The following is a 22,712-nucleotide window of genomic DNA, read 5'->3' on the forward strand; positions in this document are numbered from 1 at the left end:
ACACGGGCCTTTTGTCTTGGGCGGCGTTTTGCGGCCGCGTTATTCCGCCGGAACGGCCTGGGCCTCGTCGCTCAGCGGGTGCGGGATGCGCGCGAGCATCTCTTTCGGGCAGATCTGGATGAAGTTGGCCCGCTCCGTCTCCCAGCGCTGGAGGATGCCAGCCGCGCGGCGGCTGCCGGTTTCGGCCAGATGGCGCTCGATCAGGCCCTTCAGCTCCGCCTCCCAGTGCGGGTGGCCGATGGCCGAGGTGACGATGGAATCGAGGTTCATCAGCTCCTCGGCCTCACCCTCCGGGTCCCAGACATAGGCCATGCCGCCGGTCATCCCGGCGCCGAAGTTGGCGCCGATCCCGCCCAGGATCACGGCCACACCCCCGGTCATGTATTCGCACCCGTTGGAGCCGCAGCCCTCCACGACCACTTTCGCGCCGGAGTTGCGGACGGCAAAGCGCTCCCCCGCGCGGCCCGAGGCGAAGAGATGGCCGTCGGTCGCCCCGTAAAGCACGGTATTGCCGACGATCGTGTTTTGACCCGCGTCCAGCGGCGAGGCCATCGGCGGGCGTACGACGATCGTGCCCCCCGAAAGGCCCTTGCCGACGTAGTCGTTGGCATCGCCCGAGACCTCGACCTTCAGTCCCGGCGCCGCGAAGGCGCCTAGCGACTGCCCGGCCGAGCCCGTCAGCTTTACCGTCAGATGGTCCGGCTGAAGGTTGTTGCGCATCCCGAACTTCTTGACGATGTGGCTCGACGCGCGCGTCCCGATGGTGCGGTGGGTGTTACGCACCGCATAGGACAGCTGCATCTTTTCCCCGTCGTCGAAGAAGCGCGCGCCGTCGCGGATGATCTCCGCATCCAGCGTGTCGGGCACCGCGTTGCGCGGCTTCGAGCGGTCGTAGACGATGCGGTCCGACCCGTCGACGGTGATGAGCAGCGGGTTGAGGTCGAGGTCGTCAAGGTCGGCGTGCCCGCGGCTGACCTGGGTCAGCAGGTCGGCGCGCCCGATGACCTCATCAAGCGACCGCGCGCCGATCTCGGCCAGGATCTCGCGCACTTCCTGGGCGTAGAAGGTGATGAGGTTCACCACCTTGTCGGCCGAGCCGGTGAACTTGGCGCGCAGGCGCTCGTCCTGGGTGCACACGCCCACCGGGCAGGTGTTCGACTGGCACTGGCGCACCATGATGCAACCCATCGCGATCAGCGCGGCGGTGCCGATGCCGAATTCCTCGGCCCCCATCAGCGCCGCGATGACGATGTCGCGCCCGGTGCGCAGGCCGCCGTCCGTGCGCAGCGTGATCCGGTCGCGCAGCTTGTTCATCGCCAGGACCTGATGCGCCTCGGTCAGGCCCATTTCCCACGGCAGGCCCGCGTATTTGATCGAGGTTGCGGGGCTGGCGCCGGTGCCACCGTTGTGGCCCGAGATCAGGATCACATCGGCCTTGGCCTTGGCCACGCCCGCCGCGATCGTGCCGACGCCCGAGGACGCGACCAGCTTCACCGTCACCTTGGCGCGCGGGTTGATCTGCTTGAGGTCGTAGATCAGCTGCGCCAGGTCCTCGATCGAGTAGATGTCGTGGTGCGGCGGCGGAGAGATCAGCGTCACCCCCGGCGTCGAATGGCGAAGCCGCGCAATGAGCTGGGTCACCTTCATGCCGGGCAGCTGGCCGCCCTCGCCGGGCTTGGCGCCCTGGGCGACCTTGATCTCCAGCTCCTCGCAGGCGTTGAGATACTCCGCCGTCACGCCGAATCGGCCCGAGGCCACCTGCTTGATCTTGGCGCAGGGGTTGTCGCCGTTGGGCAGCGGGTGCGCGTGCGCCGGATCCTCGCCGCCTTCACCGGAGTCGGACTTGGCGCCGATGCGGTTCATGGCGATGTTCAGCGTCATGTGCGCCTCGGGGCTCAGCGCCCCCAGCGACATGCCCGGCGTCACGAAGCGCTTGCGGATCGAGGTGATGGATTCCACCTCGTCGATCGGAACCGAGCGGCCGATGGGCTTGATGTCCAGAAGGTCGCGCAGGTGGATCGGCGGGTTCGCCCGCATCCGGGCCGAATACTGCTTCCACATGTCATAGGACGCGCGATCACAGGCCGATTGCAGCATGTGCATCGTCTGCGCTTCCCAGGCGTGGCTTTCGCCCGAGCGGCGCGCCTTGTAGAAGCCGCCGACCGGCAGCACGTCGGCGCCGCCCTGGAAGCCCTTGGCGTGGATCTCGCTCACCTTGTGCTGGATGCCGGTGATGCCGATGCCGGAGATGCGGCTCTGCATGCCGGGGAAGTATTCCGCCACCAGCGCGCGCGACAGCCCCACGGCCTCGAAGTTGAGGCCCCCGCGGTAGGAGGAGATGACGGAAATCCCCATCTTCGACATGATCTTCAGAAGACCCGCGTCGATGGCGGCACGGTAGCGGCGCATCGCCTCGACAAGGCTGCCCTCGATCAGCCCGCGGCGAATGCGGTCGGCGATCGAATCCTGCGCGAGGTAGGCGTTGACGGTCGTCGCCCCGCAGCCGATTAGCACCGCGAAGTAATGCGGGTCGATGCATTCGGCGGATCGCACGTTGACCGAGGTGAAGGTGCGAAGCCCCTTGCGGGTCAGCCAGCTGTGCACGGCCGAGGTGGCCAGGATCATCGGCATGGCGACCTTGCCCTCACCCTGATGCTCGTCGGTCAGGACCAGATGCCCGGCGCCCGAACGCACCGCATCTTCGGCCTCCGCGCGCACCCGTTCGACCGCGTGGCGCAGCGTGTCGTCGCCCGCATTGCCGGGGAAGGTGCAGTCGATGAAGGCGACGCGGTCGCCGAACTGGCGCACCATCTCGTCGAACTCGGCATTGGCGATGAAGGGGCTGTCGAGCGTCAGGATCTCGGTCTGGCTCGAATCCTCGGCCAGCACGTTCGTCAGGTTGCCGAAACGGGTCTTGAGGCTCATCACCCGGCTTTCGCGCAAGCTGTCGATGGGCGGGTTCGTCACCTGGCTGAAGTTCTGGCGGAAGTAGTGCGACAGCGGCCGGTACTTGGAGGACAGCACAGCGGGCGGCGTGTCGTCGCCCATGCTGGCGATCATTTCCTTGCCGTCCTCGGCCATCGGGGCCAGCACCTGCTCAAGCTCTTCAAGCGTGTAGCCCGCGGCGATCTGGCGGCGGCGCAGCTCGGCGCCTTCGAACAGCGCCTTTTCCGGCACATCGCGCATCAGCTGGTTCAGCTCGACCACCTTTTCGACCCATTCGCCGAAGGGCTGGCTGGCGGCCAGACGGTTCTTGAGGTCGGTGTCGCGGTAAAGCCGCCCCTCCGCCATGTCGACGGCGATCATCTGGCCCGGACCCAGGGCGCCCTTTTCGCGCACGGTGATCTCGTCCACCGGAACCATGCCGGCCTCGGACCCCGCGATCAGCAGGTTGTCACCGGTCAGAACGTAGCGCATCGGGCGCAGGCCGTTGCGGTCAAGCCCGCCGACGACCCAGCGGCCATCGGTCATCGCCAGCGCGGCGGGGCCGTCCCAGGGCTCCATCACGCTGTTGCAATAGGCGTACATGTCCTGCCAGGCCTGCGGCATTTCCACCGCGGTCTTGGACCAGGCTTCCGGCACCAGCATCGTCTTGGCCATCGGCGCCGAACGGCCCGCGCGCACCAGCGCCTCGAACACCGCGTCAAGCGCGCCCGAATCCGAGGTTCCGGCGGGGATGATCGGCTTGATGTCCTCCGCCATCTCGCCGAAGGTCGAGGAGGCCATCCGGATCTCGTGGCTGCGCATCCAGTTGATGTTGCCCTTCAGTGTGTTGATCTCGCCGTTATGGGCCAGCATGCGGAAGGGCTGGGCCAGCGCCCATTGCGGGAAAGTGTTGGTCGAATAACGCTGGTGATAGATCGCGAAGGCGCTTTCGAAGCGTTCGTCCAGCAGGTCGGGATAGAAGACCGCGACCTGTTCGGCCAGCATCATGCCCTTGTAGATGATCGAGCGGCAGGACAGCGAACAGAGATACATGCCGGCGATATGGGCGGCCAGCGCCGCCTTCTCGATCCGCCGACGGATGATGTAAAGCTCGCGCTCGAACTGGACCTGGTCGATGTCCTTTTCGCAGCGGATCAGGATCTGCTCGATCTCCGGCCGGGTGGCGTTGGCCTTTTCACCCAGCACCGAGGTATCGACCGGAACGTGGCGCCAGCCGTAGATGTAGTGGCCCATCCGCAGGACCTCGGTTTCGACGATCGTTCGGCACCGTTCCTGGGCGCCGAAATCGGTGCGCGGCAGGAAGATCTGGCCGACCGCGATCAGCTTCTCCATGTCGGGCTCATGGCCGGTGCGGCGGACCTGGTCGTAGAAGAACTTGACCGGGATCTGCACATGGATGCCCGCGCCGTCGCCGGTCTTTCCGTCGGCATCGACCGCGCCCCGGTGCCAGACGGCCTTGAGCGCGTCGATCCCGTTCTGCACCACCTTGCGCGAAGCGCGCCCGTCGAGCGAAACCACGAGCCCTACCCCGCAGGAGGAGTGCTCGTCCTCTTCGCGCCAGAGGCTGTTTTCGTTCATCCAGCGGCGCTTGGTTTCCTCGGCCTGCACCCAGTCCTGGTCATAGATCGTCATGGCCTTGGTCCTCCATCCATGCGGGGAAGCTGCAACGAAGCGCTCAGCACGTCGCAGTCGTATTTCGGTTCGTTTTCGAGAAAGCCCTTGTCGCCTGGCAATGCGAAGTCGACGGGGGTTTCGACCGTGTCGACCTTGTCGCCGAAGGAATTCTCGAAATGTTCGGTGCCGGGGAAGAAGATCCGCCAGCCGCGGTGAATGTACTGGTTGCCCTTGCGGGTCCAGATCAGCCCGCCGTCGGCGTCGAAGGCGGACAGCTCGAACGCGGTCTGCTCAAGCACGATGCCGTCGATGGTCTCGGTTCGGCCGGTCAGCCGGTCCTGCCCGACATAGCGGCGCAGTTCGCCGAAGGAGCTTTCGGTGAAAAAGTCGAAGTCGTCCTGCCCGCGTTCGAGCAATTCGCTGAACGAGGCCGGGTCTTTCTCTTCGGCCAGCTGGTCCTGTTCGCCGGTGTAGAGGTCGTAGCTTTGCAGCCAGCGCGTCTCGGCGTCGATCAGATTGGCGAAATAGGGGCCCTGCCCGTCGGACTGGACCGCCCATTGGTTGCCCTCGGGCTCGCCCGCGCAGCGGTAGTGCTGCGACACGAGGCAGGAGCGCATCTGCACGGTGGCAAAGGCGGTGCAGCCCTGGGGCAGCGGAAACTGCCCCGCCGCCGCGGCCGACGACAGGCTGCACGCGCCAAGGACGAGGACGGTGCGCAGGAACGTCATGTCGATCTCCTCTTCGTGCTGCCGTTCGCCGGAGCTCCGCCGAACCGGGATGAACCTTGTGCCGGGTCTATTCGGCTGCGACCTGTGCGGGCTGCGACAGGTATTCGAGGATCGCGTCGGCGGCCTCGCGCCCGTCGCGGATCGCCCAGACCACCAGGCTTGCGCCGCGCACGATGTCGCCGGCGGCGTAGACGCCGGGGAGGCTGGTCGCGTGGGTCGCGAAGTTCGCCTTCACGGTGCCCCAGCGGGTCACGTCAAGCCCTTCGACGCCCCAGAGCTTCGGCAGCGCCTCCGGCTCGAAACCCAGCGCCTTGATGACCAGTTCGGCCGGTTCGACATAGTCGGCGCCGGGGATGACCTCGGGGCTGCGGCGGCCCGAGGCGTCGGGGGCGCCCAGGCGCATCTTCTGCACCGTCACACCCTCGACGCCCGCGCCGACGACGAAGCCCTTGGGCGCGGACAGCCAGACGAATTCCACGCCTTCTTCCTCGGCATTCGTCACCTCGCGCTGGGACCCCGGCATGTTGTCGCGGTCGCGGCGATAAAGGCATTTCACCGACAGCGCGCCCTGGCGGATGGCGCTGCGCACACAGTCCATCGCCGTGTCGCCGCCGCCGATCACGATAACGCGCTTGCCTTCGGCGTTCAGTTCCCCGCTGTCGAACTCCGCCACCTCGTCGCCGAAGCTCTTGCGGTTCGAGGCGGTCAGGTAGTCGATCGCGCGCACGATGCCGGCGGCGCCGGCGCCGTCGCCCTCAAGCTCGCGGCTCTTGTAGACGCCGGTGGCGATCAGGACGGCGTCATGCTTGCCGCGGATCGCGTCGAAGCTGAGGTCCTCGCCCACGTTGCAGTTCAGCACGAAACTCACGCCGCCCTGTTCGAGCTGCGCGATGCGCGCCATCACCACGTCTTTCTCCAGCTTGAAGCCGGGGATGCCGTAGGTCAGCAACCCGCCAGCCCGGTCGTAGCGGTCATAGACCGTGACCTGGATGCCGGCGCGGCGCAGCGCGTCGGCGGCGGCGAGACCCGCGGGCCCGGCCCCGATGATCCCAACGCTTTCGGTGCGCTCCGCCTGCGGGCGGACCGGCTTGACCCAGCCCCGATCCCAGGCGGTGTCGGTCAGGTATTTCTCGACCGAGCCGATGGTCACGGTGCCGTGCCCCGACTGTTCGATCACGCAGTTGCCTTCGCAAAGCCGGTCCTGCGGGCAGATGCGGCCACAGATCTCGGGGAAGGTATTGGTGGCCTGCGACAGCTCATAGGCTTCCTGAAGCCGGCCCTCGGCGGTCAGGCGCAACCAGTCGGGGATGTTGTTGTGCAGCGGGCAGTGCGTCTGGCAATAGGGCACGCCACATTGCGAGCAGCGGCTGGCCTGCTCGGCGGCCTTGGCCTCGGCGTATTCGCGGTAGATCTCGTTGAAGTCCTGGGCGCGCACGCTCGCGTCACGCTTTTCGGGCATCTCCTTCGCGACGGTCACGAATTTGAGCATCCGTTCCTGAGCCATGACAACGCCTCCCTTGGGCAAATTCCGGGTGCGCATTGCTACTCTGGCGGGATACGAAATAAAAGTCAGCACGGCTGACCTAATTTCACGATTTTTCACACACGGACCGCAGTGCGGTGGTGGTTTCAGTAAAATTTAGGTCAGGAACACTTACTAATTAGAAGTCACCCCGCCAGAAGCGCGATCCAGACGGCCACGCCGACGATGATTCGCCACCACCCGAACAGCGCGAATCCGTGGCTTCCAAGGTAAGACAGAAGCCAGCGCACGACGATGATTGCCGTCACGAATGCCGCGACGAAACCAATGGCGATCTCATGAACGGCGGTCAGGTCGATCTCGCTTCGGCTCTTCCAGATGTCATAGCCGACCGCGGCCACCATCGTCGGAATCGAGAGGAAGAACGAAAACTCCGCCGCCGCGCGACGGTCGGCCCCCATGAGCAGCGCGCCGACGATTGTCGCGCCGGAGCGGGAAACGCCGGGGATCAGCGCCAGGCACTGCGCGATCCCGACCCCCAACGCCATGGGCAGCGAAAACCGCTCAGCGTCCAGGTGACGCGGGCGGATCGGAAGCTTGTCGATCAAAAGCAGCACGACCCCACCGACGATCAGCGCGGTCGCGATGACGGCCTGGCTTTCGAACAGGATGTGCTTGATGAAGTCGTGCAGCAGCAGGCCCGCGAAGACGGCAGGCAGGAAGGCGATCAGCACGGATGCCGCGAAACGCCGCGCCTGGGGGTCATGGCCAAGGCCGCCGACCGTGCGGACGATCTTACCCAGGTACAGGTGAACCACCGCAAGGATCGCGCCAAGCTGGATCACAACCTCGAAGGTGCGCCCGGAATTCTCGAACCCGAGGAAATGGCCCGCGATCAGCAGGTGCCCGGTCGAGGACACCGGGATGAACTCCGTCAGCCCCTCCAGGAACCCCAGGAGAAGCGGAACGACGGTGGTTTCATACATCAGGGATGCTTCCGCAGGTTCTTGGCCGAGGCCTTGATCGCGTCATATTGCCCCGAGGGGCGGAAGCGCCACAGGTAGTCCGGAAGGACGGCGGCGGCAGGGGTCGGCTCGATCCCAAGATCGGCCAGCGTCCGCGCGCCCTTGGAGACGACATTGTCCTTGCCGAGGCTGCGCACCTGGTCGCGGGTCAGCATGCGGTTCTCAAAAAGCCCGCCGGTCGCCACCTGCACGAAATCCAGGACCCCGCCCAGAATGCGGGCGATCCAGAACGGCAGGTTCAGGACCAGCCGACGCCGCCCGATCACGCGCAGCATCGTGTGCATCCAGTCGCGGAAGCTTTGCACATCCGGGCCGCCCAGTTCGTAGACGCCGGCCGAGGCCTGACCCGTCGCCGCGCGCGCCGCCGCCTCGGCGACGTCCTCGACATGGACGGGCTGGAACATGGTGCCCGCGCCCACGACCGGCAGGACCGGGCCAAAACGCGACATCGAGGCGAAGCGGTTGAAGAAGGTGTCATCGGCGCCGAAGATGACCGAGGGGCGCAGGATCACCGCATCCGGGAAGGCCGCGCGCACCGCGTCCTCGCCCGCGGCCTTGCTGCGCTGGTAGGCGCTGGGGCTTTTCGCATCCGCACCGATGGCGGAAATCTGGACGAGGTTGGTCACGCCCGCCTCGGCCGCAAGCCGGGCCACGCGCGCGGCGCCCTCGGCCTGGACGGCGTCGAAGGTGTTCTTGCCGGACCGGTTGAGAATGCCCACGCAGTTCACCACCGCGTCCGCGCCCTGCATTGCCGCGCGAACCGAGGCGTCGTCGCGGATGTTGCACAGAACCGGTTCGACCTGGCCGACCGCGCCGTAGGGCCGCACGAAGATCGCCTCGTTCGGACGGCGAACGGCGACGCGGACGCGCCAGCCGAGCTTGGCCATCTTGCGTGCGATCTGCCGTCCGACGAATCCCGATCCGCCGTAGATGGTGACGAGCTTGGACATGGACACCTCCGCAAAGCCGCTTGCGCCCCTGATTAGCGGCTACGCCCCAGTCAAACAAGGCGCAAAGATGCCGCGCGATTTTGCATCGGACCCCGTTGACACCGCCAGCAGGCCCCTATACATCGCGGCCCACGACATCGGCCCAGATGGCGGAATTGGTAGACGCGCTGGTTTCAGGTACCAGTGCCGCAAGGCGTGGAGGTTCGAGTCCTCTTCTGGGCACCATTTACCTGCTACCAAGGGTAAATTATTCAAAGACTTCCGTGACATGGCGTTCCCTCCGGTGCACAAGGCGGCACACACGGAGCACACATGGGTCTAGTCTTGAAGCACGTCGAGCGCACCAAATCAGGCAGCTTTCAGTATCGACGGAGAGTTCCGCGAGACGTTGCCGCAATCATCACCAAGCGGGAGTTCAAGCGGAAACTGGGCGATTCCGAGCGCGAAGCCCTTGCCGCCTATCCCCGGTATCACGCTCAGGTCGAGCGGGAGATTGCGGACGCGAAGCTGCGGCTTGCCGGTGCGGTGGCTGCCAGTCAGCCGGGGGCGTCGGAACGCGAAGCCTATGCGGAGGCGCTGCGACGGCGGGCGGACCTGATTTCAGCGGGCGTATCAGAGGAAGGGCTGGCCCTGACTGCGGACAGCATGGCGGACGCCTACCCTCAGGACGAATGGGAACCTGTCGGGGTGCCACCCGTCGAGCACCATACGATCAACCTTCTGCGCCTCGGGCCTGACCGCTACAAGGCCCCGGAGCCAAATCTCCAAGACGCCTTGAGGCTATACATCGCAGAGAAACTCGGGGACGAGGGGCGCTCTGACAGTAGGACGGTCGGACGCCTCCACCGTGTCGTCGGGATCGCCGTCGAAGCGCTGGGAAGGAACCCGCTCATGACCTCTCTGACGCGCGAGGATGCCCGGAAGGTTCGTGACCGAATGCTTGGTCGGGTAAAATCGAACGGCGAGAAGCTTTCCTTTGCTTCGGTCAAACGGGAGATGACGACGCTCAAAGCGGTGATCAATTTCGGGATCGCGGAATTTGATCTGCCAGAGACGACCCGAAATCCGTTCAACAAGCTGGACCTGGGCGCGAGTGACAACGACGAAGCTGAATCCGAGAAGCGCCATCCCTTTCCTGCGAAGGTGCTCAAGTCCGTGTGTGAGCGTGTTCGCGAGAGTGCCAGCCCCGAACTAGCGCTAATCTGGCGCTTGCTGGAAGGGACCGGCTGCCGCCTCGCAGAGATAACCGGACTTCGCGTCGATGATGTTAAGTTGACCGGCGATATCGGTGCGCAGTTTCCGCATATCCGCGTGGCGTGGCATGAGAACCGGAGGGTAAAGACCAAGGCGTCAATTCGGCATGTGCCGGTCGTTGGGGACGCGCTTGAGGCCGCAAAGGTTGCCCTCGCCGTAGCCCGGGAAGGGACCATGCTGTTCCCATCATATGGCCGGAAAGGTGGGCCGACAGCGGCGTCTGCGGCGCTGATGAAGCATGTCCGGCTTGTGACCACAGACCCCAAGCTGGTCGTCAACTCGCTGCGGCACAACATGAAGGATAACTTCATCCTCGCCGAAATTCCCTCTCTCGATCAGAACCTGATCCTGGGTCACGCATTGGGCGGAGTCGGAGATCGCGTCTACGGCGGCAGCTTGGCCAAGTTGCGCAAGACCACTCGGGCGATGAAGAAGGCGCTGGGCATTCCGTTGTCGGATGCCGATATGCGGCAGACCAGCGAGGAAACGCGAGAGGGAGAGACGTAGACGAGGCTGCACCCCGAGGTGCTTGTCTAGGTTCCCACTTTGAGCATCCCCATAAACGTTAAGTAACATGTTTAGGGGACCCCCCTCTCCGATGCTGAGGGGAAATCTCCTCCTCGTGTCCTCCTCCTCGCAAATACTCTCCCAGGTGCCCCTACAGAGGCCCCTCTCGGTCTCCGGCATGGTGCCACCCAAGGGAGAGACGGAAGGGGCCTATATGGGCGCTGGGCGAGTCCTGCGGGCGGTGTCAGGGCTTCTCCAGGAAGAAGCGTTCCCGAGAGGTCGGCTGTCTGCCGTGCATCTCGACAAAGCGGGCTGTGTCGGCTGCAATCCGGGCGTGGCGCTCGGCGCGGGTGCCTTCGATCAGGCGTTCGGCCCGTTCGCCCACGGCGGCGCGAAGCTGTTCATCGGTCATGGTGCCCTGCCCAGCGACGTAGACCCCGTGTTTCATGATGGACGGGATGACTTCGGAGGTCAGGAGGCGGCGGAACGCACGGGCTGCGGGCTTGCGCGACTGTAGGACCAGATCATTCAGGCCGCTTTCGCTGACCAGCTTGTGAGGGCGTCCGCCGCGATCAGAGAGACGGGCTTCCCCAACATCACTTGAATTACAGTTGGCGAGTGCGTTCGTGGTGTGTGTCAACCCGAGGGCCTTGCAAACATCAAAGGCGACGAACCAGACCTGATGGTCGATGGTCACGCTGCGGAGATTGCCAAAGCGGGTGTCGGCGGTCGTGACGGCGGGTATGTTGTTCATGATCGTTTCCTTGATCTGTGCATCGTGGTGGTGTGATCGTTCGGGGTGGAGCCTTCCCGGCAATCGAGAGAGCCGCCCATGCCTCACCACTGGCCCGCTCGGGGCGCGGACAAGGAACGGGAAACACGCGCCTCGGGGCGGCGGGCAGCTCACTGAATTTTCGAGGGACTGCGTGGGAAGCGTGGAGAGAGTCACTGGGCGGCCCTCTCCGGCCTCAGGTGGGTTGCCCTCTCGGGAACCTGGACGGGCCTCTGACGGGCCTTGTGGGAGTCCTGGGCGGCTATCGCTGCCCGTTGAACGGGTCCGTGACAAAGCGCAGTTGCGCGTCAACATTTTCGGCGTCTCTGTCGGTCATGGCGGCCTGTGCGGCGGCGCATTCGTCCTGGGCCTTCTGCATCAAGGCCCGCGTCTCTGGACTGATCCAGCCCTTCGGGGCGACAAGCCCCCGCCCGATGACGTGGACCGGGCCTAGTTCGACATTGACGCTCATGCCTGGGCGTCCCTCAGCTTGCGGCCTACGCGCCATCTGCGGCGGGCTTCACGGTCCCGCTCGGGGTCAGCCTTGCGCCAGGCTGCGACATTGCGCCTGACCCTCTCCCGGACGGCCTCAGGGCGACACTCCGGGCAGAACTTGGCGGCAGCGCCCGTGGGCTCGAAGGTGGAGCCGCAGCGGGTGCAGCACTTGGGCTGAAAGGTCGCGCTCATTTGGTCCCTCCAATCGAGCAATCGGGGTGGCGGAGAATGTGCCGCACAATGTCAGCCGGGGCTTCCGCAGCCTTGGCGATCTCTCGCACGGAAGCCTTGTCGGCGTGGCTAGGCCAGGTGCCTTCGGTGACGCGCGCCTGGTAGTCCGCAATGGCGGACCGGACGCGGGTGAAGGGGTGCGGGCGCGGTTCCCTGGGCGCGGCCTCTGCGGCGTTCTGTTCCAGCTTGGCGGCGACCAGATCGGCAACGGCCTTCGCGGCGATCCTGGCGTCACTTTCCAGCATGATTGAGGTGAGAGTTTGCGGTGTCATGCGTGAGAAATCCCCGAGGTGTTGACGGCGGTGTAGGCGTCGGCTTCGGCGCGACGGCGAGCTTCGATCCGGTCGGCGGCACAGGCCCGGCAGGTGGTGGCATTCCCTCCACGCTCGGAGGCCATGGCGGGCGGGATGAAGGTCTTGGCGCAGGTGGCGCATGTCGCGGTGACGGGCGACGGCGGGGTGATCGTGGTGGCGGTCATGTCATGTCCTAGTGTGGAATGAAAAAGCCCCCCGAGGTTGTCTCGGAGGGCGTATCGGGCAGGTGGTGGCGGTTGCCTCAGAGGCGGATAAAGCCCGCGTGGACGGCACCCCCGTAACTCATGCTCGGCTTGCCGGGGATTTTGACGACCCACAACTGACGGCTCTTGTCGTAGCTCATGCACTTGCGCTCTGCCGGGGGCATGTCAGCGACCATCTGCAAGAAACCTTCGGGGTCCGTATTGGGCAACTGAGCGAGGCGCGAAACGGCCATCTGACCGAGAGCCGCCAGTTCCGCCTTCGAGTTCGCCAGGGTGGCGCGGCGGGCTTGCAGAAGTTCCGCATCGGTCATCATGCTTTCGAGGAGCGAGACCGAGGCCCCGACCGTGGCTAGGGCAGCATTCGCCTGGGCGATATAACCTGCGTGAACCTGCTTCATCTGCACCTCGGAGAAGCCCTGGGGCAGCATGTCCAGCGGCAGGTCCCCCGTCTCCACCGCGCGCTCAATCATGGCGTCGGTGACGGCAGAACCGTGCGCCTTGTCCACGGCGTCGAGGATGCCCCCGGCGACCTTGGCCTGATGCTCTGCGACGGAGAGGTCCCCGCCCTTGCCGTCCTTGGTGCCCGCCTCGGTGCCCTTGTCCTGGGTGCCCTTGGCGGGATCAGCAAAAGGGTTGGCATCGCCCTCCTTCCAGTGGGCAGGGATCAGACCGGCAGCCTTCGCGGCCTCGACGGTCGTCTCTCCGAAGCCAGGGACGGCGATATAACCGGGGCGCGTGGGCGCGACGGCGTAGTGCGTCACGGCGTCCTGGGTCTTGAACATAGAGGTTGCCTTGGTCATCTCCCCGCCCTGCCAGACGACTTCCTGTTTGGACGCGATCTCCGCCTTCGGACGCCAGCCATGCAGCGGGTCGTTCGGGCGGCTTGCCTGGGCGAGGAGGACAACCTGTTGGGCTTCCTGTTCGGTGGTGATGTTGAAGTGTGCGGCGTCGGCCATTTTCGAGTTCCTTTGATGTTGATGGTGATGGGGGACGATGCGGTAATTCATTCGTCCAATGCTGAGGGGTAATGCCCCAGCCCCGCCATCAGCGCCGCAGAGGTTCCAGCTTCGCCACCGCCAGGTTGACCCACTGGCGCACCTCACGGTCCCCAGGCGCTGCCCCTATCGAGAGTTCGCGCAGGGCCGTCATGAGAAATTCGGTGGCGACGGTGAGGTCCTGGATAGCGCCGATGTGGGCGGTGGTCGTCTTGGTGGTCATGCTGCCACCGCCTTCTTTGCCAGTGCGTCAAACTGCGCAATAAGTTCGTCCAGACCGTTCCCGCTGCCAAGGAGAGTGCGGGCGTCCCGTAGGGCATCAGCCATGCTGCGCATCATCTGGGCTTCGTCGCCTGTCGCCGCCTTCCGAGATGCCTCTTGCGCCTCGGCCAGCCCAATCAAGCCGTCAAGCACGGCCTTATTCCGATCAATCGCCCGCATCTCATCTTCGAGTCTCGCAAGCTGCGCGGTATTCGCGGCGAGCTCCTGCTCATTTTGTGCGATCCGTTCCACAAGCTGCTCTTGCTGGGCGCGCAGTTGCCCCACATGGTTCGCTACGAATGCCATTTCGTGATCCTTTTGGTTGCGTTCGCGGCAAATGTAGGAAGCTCCGCAACGATTTGGAATCGCGTATTTTTTCGATGCACCGGACCTAATATCTGGTGCGGAACTAGTCTGCCCAAGGGGTTATCTGCGCGGCTGTGACCGACAACGCCAGTTGTCCACAGGCTTTGTGACCAAAGGCAAAAAACAGATAGAGGGACGCATGTTGCACAAATATCACATTCGCGCCCAGAGGGACAGCAGCGCAGCCGCCACCATCACGCCATTGACGGTCCAAAACAGCACTTCCACAACCGTCTCAGCCATCCCTCAGACCTCCGCCTTCTGAGCATCGTCCAAGATGCGGTAGACGCTGGCCCTGCCAATCCCAAGGCGCTTTGCGATCTCGGTCCCGCCGATGCCCTCGCCGTGCAGCTTCAAGACCTGATCGGCCTTCGCCCGCGCGGTCGGTGCCCTGCCCTTGTATTTGCCTTCGGCCTTCGCCTTGGCGATGCCCTCGCGCTGACGTTCCAACATGATCTCACGTTCAAACTCCGCCACGCCACCGAGGATGGTCAGCATCAGCTTGCCGGTGGGTGTCGAGGTATCAATGCCCATCCCCAGGATTCGCAGCGCCACACCCTTGGCCTCTAGCTGCCCCAGGATTTCTACCAGATGCGCTACGGAGCGGGCCAGGCGGTCCAGCTTGGTGACGACAAGGGTGTCCCCCTGCCGGGCGAAAGCGAGCGCCTCTGCCAGCGCCTCGCGCTTCACCACGTCTACGGAGGATACTTGCTCCTCAAACACACGCTCGCAGCCCGAGGCGGTCAGGTCGCGCCTCTGCGCTTCAAGCCCTGCCTTCTGGTCGAGGGTCGAGGTTCTAGCGTAGCCAATCAGCATGGAAGTGCGTCTCCGAATGTGTCTCACAATGTCTTAGATGTGATACGGCCATCTGTCCCAAACTGTCAATGGCATTCTTTTGAGACAATACGATAGCTGCCGTGAGACGGCTCACTAGACCGTGGCCTATGAGACAGTAGGTGCCCCCAATAGATCGTGCGGGATCGTCAATTCAGCGGGCGTGCGAAATGCAGAAATTGGATCCCCAGAGGGGGGACGAGGTTGCTTTGCCCGTTGAGGCCAGCCCCTCAAATTTTTGCGGAAAAATGCATTGATCAGTCGTGCGGATTCTTTCCGATAGCCTTCGCGGAAACTATCTCATCAAGCACGGCTTTCTTCCAGACACGCGCCAATTGGAAGCCCACTTTATCATCACCCTCACGCCCTGCGTAGATGCCGAGAAAGTTTGTCCAAAAGCCAAACGGAGTAGGGCTACCAACTCCGATCTCAATTTGCGCGCCCTCTTGGCCCCAAAGTCCGTTGATCCGAGCGAACACTGGCGCACCTGACAGGCCTGGACGGGTTAGCGAATCTACCAGGAAAACAGGGCGACCATCGTAGTCCAGTTCAGGTTCGGTAGCGATTGATGCGCGCTTCCAAATGGGCGTGCCCCCAGGCCCCAGAAGGCCCTCCGGGTATCCCACAATGAAGCAATCCTCTCCAGCCATTGGGCTGTAAGGGATGGCCTTCTTGGCATTCACAACTGAAATGCGCTCCTGCCAGTCATAACCGTCCAATCTGATTGCAACGACGTCTACACTCGGATCAGACGGGTGTTCGAACCATGTTGGACGCTCATCTTTATCGAACAGGGATAGCTCACGTCCAACGAACTTAACGTATCTACAGTCGCCCGTTTTCTCGCCAGTGTGCTCATTAAACCAAACACGGAGAAAGGTGGGGCAGAAGGAGCCAATCGGGTCGCCTGTGATCGGATTCAGTCCTGTTACGTTATGCCGGTTGGTGATCAGGTATAGCTGTTCGACGTCCGCCCAATAGAAGCCAGATGCCCGCGACCGATACGCCACCTCACCAGTGTTTTCGTCCTTTCGGATGCATTCGATATAGCACACTGCCCGACTCTCAAAGGAAACCCTTACTGTCTCGCCGTCTATCTGATCCATCCGCCCAAGCCGTGAAACGCGCTAAAACCATTTCAAACGTGCACAGGCTGGCATGAAAGCTCTAGTCGCGCCAGCCCACATAGAGGTTCTACACCGCCCATGACTGGATTGCAGTCAACTACTCTTGCGGTGAGTGGCTCAACAAACCCGAGCGCAACTGGTGAAGTCACCACCCGCCTCAGGCGCTTCCGGGGCGGGTTGATCTTCTGTCTTGCTAATGCGAACTACGTTCGGCAGTCTCAGCGCACACGCCAATCGCATCAAGCACACACGGCGGGAAATCCGGAATGACAGAAGTCTCGCAACCAATTGAATTGTCTCAGATATTCTTGGAGTCGGCAAGGTTTTATGGCAGCCCAGTCGCTTCTTCTGGGCACCAAACCCCTTCGCCAATGAGGGGTTAACATGGCGATCCATCTGCATCAGAACGATCTGCCCGACGGGCTGGACCTTGGCCCGGTCGTGGCGATCGACACCGAGACCATGGGGCTGGACCCCCGGCGGGACCGGCTCTGCCTGGTGCAGCTTTCTTCCGGGAATGGCGACGCCCACCTCGTCCAGATCGCCCGCGAGCGGGCTGAGGCGCCAAACCTCGTCCGGCTTCTGGCAGACCCCAATGTGATCAAGCTTTTCCACTTCGGCCGCTTCGACATCGCCGCGCTGAAGGCCGCCTTCGGCGTGACCACCGCGCCCGTCTATTGCACCAAGATCGCCTCGAAGATGGTGCGCACCTTCACCGACCGGCACGGGCTGAAATACCTGCTTCAGGAACTGGTGGGGGTCGATATTTCCAAGCAGCAGCAGACCTCGGACTGGGGCGCCCCGAACCTGAGCGACGCGCAACAGGAATACGCCGCCTCCGACGTGCTTTATCTTCACCGCCTCAAGGACGAACTCGACAGGCGCCTCGCGCGCGAGGGGCGCACCGCCATCGCGCAATCCTGCTTCGATTTCCTTCCCGCCCGCGCCGAACTGGACCTGATGGGTTGGGGCGACGAGGCCGATATCTTCAGGCACTGACATGACCGAACCGGAAAAACTCATCGCAACCGCCCGCCGCGTGATCGAGATCGAGGCGCGCGGGCTCTCCGCGCTGGGCGCGGCGCTGAACGGCACCTTCGCCGCCGCGGTCGACCTGATTCTGGCCGCGAAGGGCCGGGTCATCGTCTCGGGGATGGGCAAGTCGGGTCACATCGGGCGCAAGATCGCGGCGACGCTCGCCTCGACCGGAACGCCGGCGCAGTTCGTCCACCCGGCGGAAGCCAGCCATGGTGACCTGGGCATGGTGACCGAAGACGACGTGGCGCTGGTGCTGTCGAACTCGGGTGAGACGCCGGAGCTGGCCGACATCATCGCCCACACCCGCCGCTTCGCGATCCCGCTGATCGGCGTCGCCAGCCGTGCGGGCTCCACCCTGCTGACCCAGGCCGACGTGGCGATCCTTCTGCCCAAGGCCGAGGAAGCCTGTGGAACCGGTATCGTGCCCACGACCTCGACGACCATGACGCTGGCGCTGGGTGACGCGCTGGCCGTGGCGCTGATGGAACACCGCCACTTCACGCCCGAACATTTCCGTACCTTCCACCCCGGCGGCAAGCTGGGCGCGCGGCTTCTGAAGGTCGCCGATCTGATGCACGCGGGCGATGCCATGCCGCTGGTGACCGAATCGACGCCGATGAGCGAGGCGCTGGTGACGATGAGCGGTCGTGGCTTCGGCGTGGCGGGCGTCACCGACACCGAGGGTCGTCTGGTGGGCATCGTTACCGACGGCGACCTGCGCCGTCACATGGAGGGGCTTCTGACCCACACTGCGGGCGAGGTCATGACCCGCGCCCCTCGGACCGTCCCCCCTGGCGCCCTGGCCGAAAAGGCCGTGGCCGAAATGCGCGACCGCAAGATCACCTGCCTTTTCGTGCTGGACCCCGAAGGGGACGGCCGTGCGCAGGGCATCCTCAACATCCACGACTGCCTGCGCGCGGGCGTGGCGTGAGCCGATGACAGCGTCCGGCGACATCCGCTCGCGTCTGGTTTACGGGCTGAAGATCGCCCTTCCCTTGCTGGCGCTGGTGATCCTCTCGACGCTCTTCCTGGTTTCGCGGCGTACCGATACCGAGGGCGCGATTCCCTATGCCGATGTGGATGTCGATGCGCTTGCCCGCGAACAGCGCCTGACGGCGCCGGAATATTCCGGTCTGACCGATGACGGGACCGAGTTCCTGGTGCGCGCGGGCGCGGCGCGACCGCTCGCCCGGGGCGGTGGTCAGGCCGAGGACATCACGGCGGAACTTGTCACCGATGCAGGGCTGACGCTTGGCATGCGCGCGGCGCAGGGCCGCATGGATCCGGGCGCCGGTGTCTTCACCCTGGCGGGGGATGTGTTGCTGGAAACCTCCACCGGCTATCGAATCGAAACCCAGGGTCTCAAGGCCTCGACCGTGCGCACCGAGGTCGTCTCGGACGGCGCGATTCACGCCACGGCCCCGTTCGGCGTCCTGGACGCCGGCGCCATGGCGCTGACCTCCGCGACGGAAACGCCGGATGGCTACGTTCTGGTTTTCAACCAAGGGGTCAAACTGGTATACAACCCGGAAAATTGAGGTTCCGATGTCCGTTCGCGCATTCATCACAGCCCTTTGCCTGACCCTCGCGCCCACCGGCGTCGCGGTGGCGCAGGGTGCCGAGATCGCCTTCGGCGGCATCCGGGCCGACACGGACCTTCCCGTCGAGGTGACGGCGGACCGGCTTGCGGTCAACCAGACCGACGGAACGGCCGTCTTCAGCGGGAATGTCGTCGTGACCCAGGGCGAAATGCACCTCGGCGCCGACGAGATCCGGGTGGAATATGCCGCCGGGGGCCAGAACCGGATCGAGCGGCTGATTGCCACCGGCAATGTGGTGCTGACAAGCGGCCCCGACGCGGCGAAATCGGACCGCGCCGAATACACTGTCGATAGCGGCGAAATCCTGATGGCGGGGTCGGTGCTGCTGACCCAGGGGGCAACGGTGATCTCGGGCGAGACGCTGGCGCTGAACCTTGCGGCGGGGACCGGGCAGATGGGCGGCCGGGTCAAGACCGTGCTGCAACCCGGGGGCAACTGATGGCGGCGCGACCCGAACTGACGGTGGCCGAAGGCAGCGCCGGGCTGCGCGTTCTGCACCTGCGCAAGAGCTACCGCCGCCGCCCAGTGATCCGCGACGTATCCGTAATGCTGAACCGCGGCGAGGTCGTCGCACTTCTGGGGCCCAATGGCTGTGGCAAGACCACCTGCTTTTACAACATCGCCGGCCTGATCACCCCCGACAGCGGTCAGATCCTGATCGACGGGCGCGACGTGACGGGCCTGCCGATGTACCGCCGCGCGCGGATGGGGATCGGATACCTGCCGCAGGAAGTGTCGATCTTCCGCGGCCTGTCGGTCGAGGACAACATCCTCGCCGTGCTCGAAATCGCCGAAAAGGACCCCCACAAGCGGCGCGAGCGGCTTGAGGAACTGTTGTCGGAGTTCTCGATCACCCACCTGCGCCGGGCCTCGGCCCTGTCGCTTTCGGGGGGCGAACGCCGCCGGGTCGAGATCGCGCGTTGCCTGGCCGCCGATCCGAAGTACCTGCTGCTCGATGAACCATTCGCGGGTGTCGATCCGATCTCGGTCGGCGATATCCGGACGCTGGTCCATGACCTGAAGGATCGGGGCATCGGGGTGCTGATCACCGACCACAACGTGCGCGACACGCTGGAGATCGTGGACCGGGCCTATGTCCTGCACGATGGCGCGGTCCTGATGAGCGGGACCGCCCAAGAAGTTGTGCGCGACGAAAACGTGCGCCGCGTCTATCTGGGCCAGAGCTTCCGGATCTCCTGACCCCGCGTGGCAACCGCGCCAGGGCTGCGGCGAATCGTCGGCGTCGCGTCCCTTGCCCTTGCAGGACGCCAGAATTGTACCCAACTCTCCGAAAGAGGCCGTTGACATCCTAGGTCAAGCTGACGCCAAATATGACAAATGCATGTGCATAACCTCATCCAAAGAGCGTCGATGTCAGACAATCTACCGCGCGGATCGAACGTCGCCCGTGCGCATCGCATTCCCCCCCGAATTCACCCGAGTCCTTGTCAGCGGCGCCTGTCCGCGAGCCGAGGATCAATAAGTCCCAAGGAGGATCCATGCGTTACCAGATCAGCGGAAAACAGATCGACATCGGAGACGCGCTGCAATCGCATGTCAAAACCGAACTGACCCAGACGATCGAGAAATACTCGCAGCGTCCGACCGATGCTGTCATCGTCTTTTCGCGCAACGCGCATGAGTATGTCTGTGAAGCGACAGTGCATCTGTCGACCGGGATGACGGCCTCTGCGCGCGCTTCGGCCAATGAGATCTATGCCGCACTCGACAACTGTATCGAGAAGATGGACAAGCAGCTTCGCCGCTACAAACGCCGGCTGCGCGACCACCATCGCGTCGGACCCGTTGAATTCGCCGAGGCGCCCATGTATGTGCTCGCCGCGAGTGACGAAGACGAGGGCGCGGAACCCGATACGCTCCAGCCCATGATCATCGCCGAGATGGAGACGAAGATTCCTTCGCTTTCCGTCGGCGAGGCGGTCATGCAGATGGAGTTGGCGGGAGCGCCGGTTCTCGTGTTCCGCAACGAAAAACATGGTGGCGTGAACGTCGTTCATCGTCGCGACGATGGGAACGTGGGCTGGATCGACCCGGTCACCGCAAGCTGAGCCCGGCGCGCCGCCGCGAAGGACATGGAGACGGATGGAACTTTCCAACCTATTGAAGCCCGCGGCGGTCAAGGTGTTCGGCCAGGTTACCAGCAAGAAGCGCCTGTTTCAGGACCTGGCCGACATCGCGCATGTGGTCTATGGGCTGAGCGCCCATGAAACCGTCGATGCGCTGCAGGAGCGTGAAAGCCTTGGCCCGACCGGCGTCGGTCATGGCGTGGCGCTGCCCCACGCGCGCATCGACGGGCTTGAGCGTGTCGTGGGCGTCTTCATGCGCCTTGAAAAGCCCATGGATTTCGAATCGGTCGACCGGCAGCCGGTCGATCTGGTCTTTGCCCTCTTCGCGCCCAAGGATTCGGGCGTGGAACATCTGAAGGCGCTGGCGCTGGTCTCGCGCACCATGCGTGAGGCCGCGACCTGTGCGAAGCTCAGGGCGAACTCCGACACCGCCGCGCTGCACGCCGTCCTGACGGAGGCGCAGCCGAGTCAGGCGGCCTGATCCCGCCAGGGACCGAACCCGAACACCAGGTAGTCGCGCGGATAGGCCGCGCGCGCCGCTTTTTCGATCACTGCATCGTAGATTTCCGAAAGCGCAGGCTGCGGCTCTGCGGCTGGCAGGTTGTCGATCGACAGGCCGAACGTGTCGCACAAGGGGCCCAGGCCCTCGGCCATCGTCTCCTCGCGCAGGATCATGTCAGGGGGCGCGAACTGGGAAAGGCCTGCCACCAGCGCCGACTGGCTCGCCCAGGCCGGATCGGGCCGAAGCGAGGCCTGGCCGTTCAACGAGGCGCGGAAGAAGGCGAGAAACCCCAGGAAAGCCCGGCGCTGCGCGTCCGGCGCGAGCGCGCCGCTGGCGTCGGGCTGGGGAATGGCCAGCCCATGCGCCCGCTTCAGATAGTCGCGAAACTCTGCCGCGTCGGCGTTCTGCATGATCTCGGCAAAGGCCCGATGCGCGCGCACCACCGGATGGCTGAGCACGGTGAAGCTGCGGTGCCCGGGGTGGGCGCGCATCCAGTCGCGCAGCGTCTTCTGGGTGAAGTCGCGCTCGACTCCGCCGCCGGCCTGCGCCAGCCAAGCGGCGATCCGGTCGGTCGGACCGCCGCGCACCGGCATGAACAGAATCGGCAGGCCGCGCGCGGCGAGAAACCCCGGCACCCCGGGCCCCCGGCGCGGCTCCAGATTCGGGCTACGCGCCAGGTTGAAGCGGTCGAGGCGCGCAAGCGCGGCCTCCATCGCGTCGGGGTTGGCGACCAGTTCCGTCAGGTCGGCGGGGTTCTGCTTGACCAGCTTGGCTGAGGGACGGACCGTCCCGGCGGGCACCCCCAGATAGCGCACAAGCCCGGTCAGCACCTCGGCGTCGCGGACATCCTCGTAGCCCAGATGGAAGGCGGCCTGTCCGGTGGACTGCAGCAAGCGGGCGATCCGCCGCTGGAAGTCTTCCAGGCCGTCGAGATGGGCCTCGAACTCCGCCGCGTCGAAGGTGATCTGCCCTTCCTTGCGATCCCGCGCGCGGCCCAGTTTCCACTGCCCGGTCTGCCGCGCGATCTTGAGGCTGACGAAGCTCTCCAGCGGATTGCGCGTCAGCACGATCTTGGCGCAGCGCGGGTCCTGCATGAAACGGTCGAAGATGCGGGGATCGTGATCGGCGAAGTATCGGAAGCCGTTCACCCCTTCGGCCGCGGCCATCCGGTCCAGCATGGCGCCGGGATCGGCCTCGCGCTCCTGCAAGGACATGCCGAGCAGCGTTTCCTTGCGCGGGCCGCCGACGAAACGGGGGTTGAAGGCCTCCCCGTGGCCCGCAAGGCCGGGGACCGCGCTCAGGCTTTCCTCCAGCAGGTTGGACCCGGTCCGCATCGCGGCGAGGATCACGAATGTGTCGAAACGAGTACCCGTCATGCC

The 22,712-nt window shown here is 64.6% G+C and carries 23 protein-coding genes and 1 tRNA gene; 9 read left to right on the forward strand and 15 right to left on the reverse strand.

Translation table 11 applies throughout. The annotated features are described in order from the left end of the window. Positions 1-39: 39 nt before the first annotated feature. From gltB to OE647_RS01100, 5 genes are all read right to left on the reverse strand, one after another. A complete protein-coding gene (gene gltB / locus OE647_RS01080; protein WP_263719736.1) occupies positions 40-4,578 on the reverse strand; it encodes a glutamate synthase large subunit in 4,539 nt (1,512 codons plus the stop codon). After that, positions 4,575-5,288: a hypothetical protein gene (locus OE647_RS01085; RefSeq protein WP_263719737.1), complete on the reverse strand. Its 714-nt coding sequence runs from the start codon at positions 5,286-5,288 to the stop codon at positions 4,575-4,577. The genes gltB and OE647_RS01085 overlap by 4 nt, the downstream gene beginning before the upstream one ends. A 67-nt stretch (positions 5,289-5,355) precedes the next feature. Continuing rightward, complete coding sequence (locus OE647_RS01090) at positions 5,356-6,792, reverse strand: NAD(P)-dependent oxidoreductase (RefSeq protein WP_263719738.1); 1,437 nt, start codon at positions 6,790-6,792, stop codon at positions 5,356-5,358. A 164-nt stretch (positions 6,793-6,956) separates the two neighbouring features. Further along, positions 6,957-7,760 carry an undecaprenyl-diphosphate phosphatase gene (locus tag OE647_RS01095; protein WP_263719940.1) on the reverse strand — a complete coding sequence of 268 codons (804 nt, stop codon included), beginning with the start codon at positions 7,758-7,760 and terminating at the stop codon, positions 6,957-6,959. Further along, a complete protein-coding gene (locus tag OE647_RS01100; RefSeq protein ID WP_263719739.1) occupies positions 7,757-8,746 on the reverse strand; it encodes a complex I NDUFA9 subunit family protein in 990 nt (329 codons plus the stop codon). Before OE647_RS01100 ends, OE647_RS01095 begins: the two co-directional genes overlap by 4 nt. A 140-nt stretch (positions 8,747-8,886) precedes the next feature. Here OE647_RS01100 and OE647_RS01105 point away from each other — a divergent pair. Both OE647_RS01105 and OE647_RS01110 read left to right on the forward strand, forming a co-directional pair. Then, positions 8,887-8,971, forward strand: a tRNA-Leu gene (locus OE647_RS01105). A gap of 99 nt (positions 8,972-9,070) precedes the next feature. Beyond that, positions 9,071-10,507 carry a tyrosine-type recombinase/integrase gene (locus OE647_RS01110; protein ID WP_263719740.1) on the forward strand — a complete coding sequence of 479 codons (1,437 nt, stop codon included), beginning with the start codon at positions 9,071-9,073 and terminating at the stop codon, positions 10,505-10,507. A 244-nt stretch (positions 10,508-10,751) separates the two neighbouring features. Here OE647_RS01110 and OE647_RS01115 read toward each other — a convergent pair whose 3' ends face one another. The 9 genes from OE647_RS01115 to OE647_RS01155 all read right to left on the reverse strand — a co-directional run bounded on the left by OE647_RS01115 (position 10,752) and on the right by OE647_RS01155 (position 16,084). Then, entirely contained in the window at positions 10,752-11,261 is a 510-nt protein-coding gene (locus tag OE647_RS01115; protein WP_263719741.1) for a BRO-N domain-containing protein, read from the reverse strand. A gap of 280 nt (positions 11,262-11,541) precedes the next feature. Continuing rightward, entirely contained in the window at positions 11,542-11,751 is a 210-nt protein-coding gene (locus tag OE647_RS01120) for a hypothetical protein (RefSeq protein WP_263719742.1), read from the reverse strand. Between the two features lie 211 nt (positions 11,752-11,962). Next, positions 11,963-12,277 carry a hypothetical protein gene (locus tag OE647_RS01125; RefSeq protein ID WP_263719743.1) on the reverse strand — a complete coding sequence of 105 codons (315 nt, stop codon included), beginning with the start codon at positions 12,275-12,277 and terminating at the stop codon, positions 11,963-11,965. Next, positions 12,274-12,483, reverse strand: a complete 210-nt coding sequence (locus tag OE647_RS01130) for a hypothetical protein (protein WP_263719744.1) — start codon at positions 12,481-12,483, stop codon at positions 12,274-12,276. Before OE647_RS01130 ends, OE647_RS01125 begins: the two co-directional genes overlap by 4 nt. Positions 12,484-12,560: 77 nt before the next feature. Beyond that, positions 12,561-13,478, reverse strand: a complete 918-nt coding sequence (locus tag OE647_RS01135) for a hypothetical protein (protein ID WP_263719745.1) — start codon at positions 13,476-13,478, stop codon at positions 12,561-12,563. A gap of 88 nt (positions 13,479-13,566) precedes the next feature. Further along, on the reverse strand, positions 13,567-13,740 hold the full coding sequence (locus OE647_RS01140; protein ID WP_263719746.1) for a hypothetical protein: 174 nt from the start codon (positions 13,738-13,740) through the stop codon (positions 13,567-13,569). Next, positions 13,737-14,084 (reverse strand): hypothetical protein, encoded by a 348-nt coding sequence (locus OE647_RS01145; RefSeq protein WP_263719747.1) that lies wholly within the window; start codon positions 14,082-14,084, stop codon positions 13,737-13,739. Before OE647_RS01145 ends, OE647_RS01140 begins: the two co-directional genes overlap by 4 nt. A gap of 306 nt (positions 14,085-14,390) precedes the next feature. Beyond that, a complete protein-coding gene (locus OE647_RS01150; RefSeq protein WP_263719748.1) occupies positions 14,391-14,960 on the reverse strand; it encodes a recombinase family protein in 570 nt (189 codons plus the stop codon). 275 nt (positions 14,961-15,235) lie between these two features. Continuing rightward, a complete protein-coding gene (locus tag OE647_RS01155) occupies positions 15,236-16,084 on the reverse strand; it encodes a serine protease (protein ID WP_263719749.1) in 849 nt (282 codons plus the stop codon). A 405-nt stretch (positions 16,085-16,489) separates the two neighbouring features. Between OE647_RS01155 and OE647_RS01160 the strand changes: the two genes are divergently transcribed. The 7 genes from OE647_RS01160 (at position 16,490) to OE647_RS01190 (ending at position 21,312) form a co-directional block, all read left to right on the forward strand. Further along, the gene (locus OE647_RS01160) at positions 16,490-17,104 is read left to right on the forward strand and encodes a ribonuclease D (RefSeq protein ID WP_263719750.1); all 615 of its coding nucleotides are present in this window, start codon (positions 16,490-16,492) and stop codon (positions 17,102-17,104) included. A gap of 1 nt (position 17,105) precedes the next feature. Beyond that, positions 17,106-18,074: a KpsF/GutQ family sugar-phosphate isomerase gene (locus OE647_RS01165; protein ID WP_263719751.1), complete on the forward strand. Its 969-nt coding sequence runs from the start codon at positions 17,106-17,108 to the stop codon at positions 18,072-18,074. A 4-nt stretch (positions 18,075-18,078) separates the two neighbouring features. Beyond that, entirely contained in the window at positions 18,079-18,681 is a 603-nt protein-coding gene (locus OE647_RS01170) for a hypothetical protein (protein ID WP_263719752.1), read from the forward strand. Between the two features lie 7 nt (positions 18,682-18,688). Continuing rightward, positions 18,689-19,183 (forward strand): lipopolysaccharide transport periplasmic protein LptA, encoded by a 495-nt coding sequence (lptA, locus tag OE647_RS01175; protein ID WP_263719753.1) that lies wholly within the window; start codon positions 18,689-18,691, stop codon positions 19,181-19,183. Further along, a complete protein-coding gene (gene lptB / locus OE647_RS01180) occupies positions 19,183-19,944 on the forward strand; it encodes an LPS export ABC transporter ATP-binding protein (RefSeq protein WP_263719754.1) in 762 nt (253 codons plus the stop codon). The genes lptA and lptB overlap by 1 nt, the downstream gene beginning before the upstream one ends. A 299-nt stretch (positions 19,945-20,243) precedes the next feature. Then, positions 20,244-20,813 carry a ribosome hibernation-promoting factor, HPF/YfiA family gene (gene hpf, locus OE647_RS01185; protein WP_263719755.1) on the forward strand — a complete coding sequence of 190 codons (570 nt, stop codon included), beginning with the start codon at positions 20,244-20,246 and terminating at the stop codon, positions 20,811-20,813. A gap of 34 nt (positions 20,814-20,847) precedes the next feature. Next, positions 20,848-21,312, forward strand: a complete 465-nt coding sequence (locus tag OE647_RS01190; protein ID WP_263719756.1) for a PTS sugar transporter subunit IIA — start codon at positions 20,848-20,850, stop codon at positions 21,310-21,312. Here OE647_RS01190 and OE647_RS01195 read toward each other — a convergent pair. Beyond that, on the reverse strand, positions 21,300-22,709 hold the full coding sequence (locus OE647_RS01195) for a sulfotransferase (protein ID WP_263719757.1): 1,410 nt from the start codon (positions 22,707-22,709) through the stop codon (positions 21,300-21,302). The two genes, OE647_RS01190 and OE647_RS01195, sit on opposite strands and share 13 nt — an antisense overlap. Positions 22,710-22,712 lie beyond the last annotated feature (3 nt).

Origin of the sequence: Albidovulum sediminicola (genome assembly GCF_025751575.1) — a bacterium.
Lineage (GTDB): Bacteria > Pseudomonadota > Alphaproteobacteria > Rhodobacterales > Rhodobacteraceae > Albidovulum > Albidovulum sediminicola.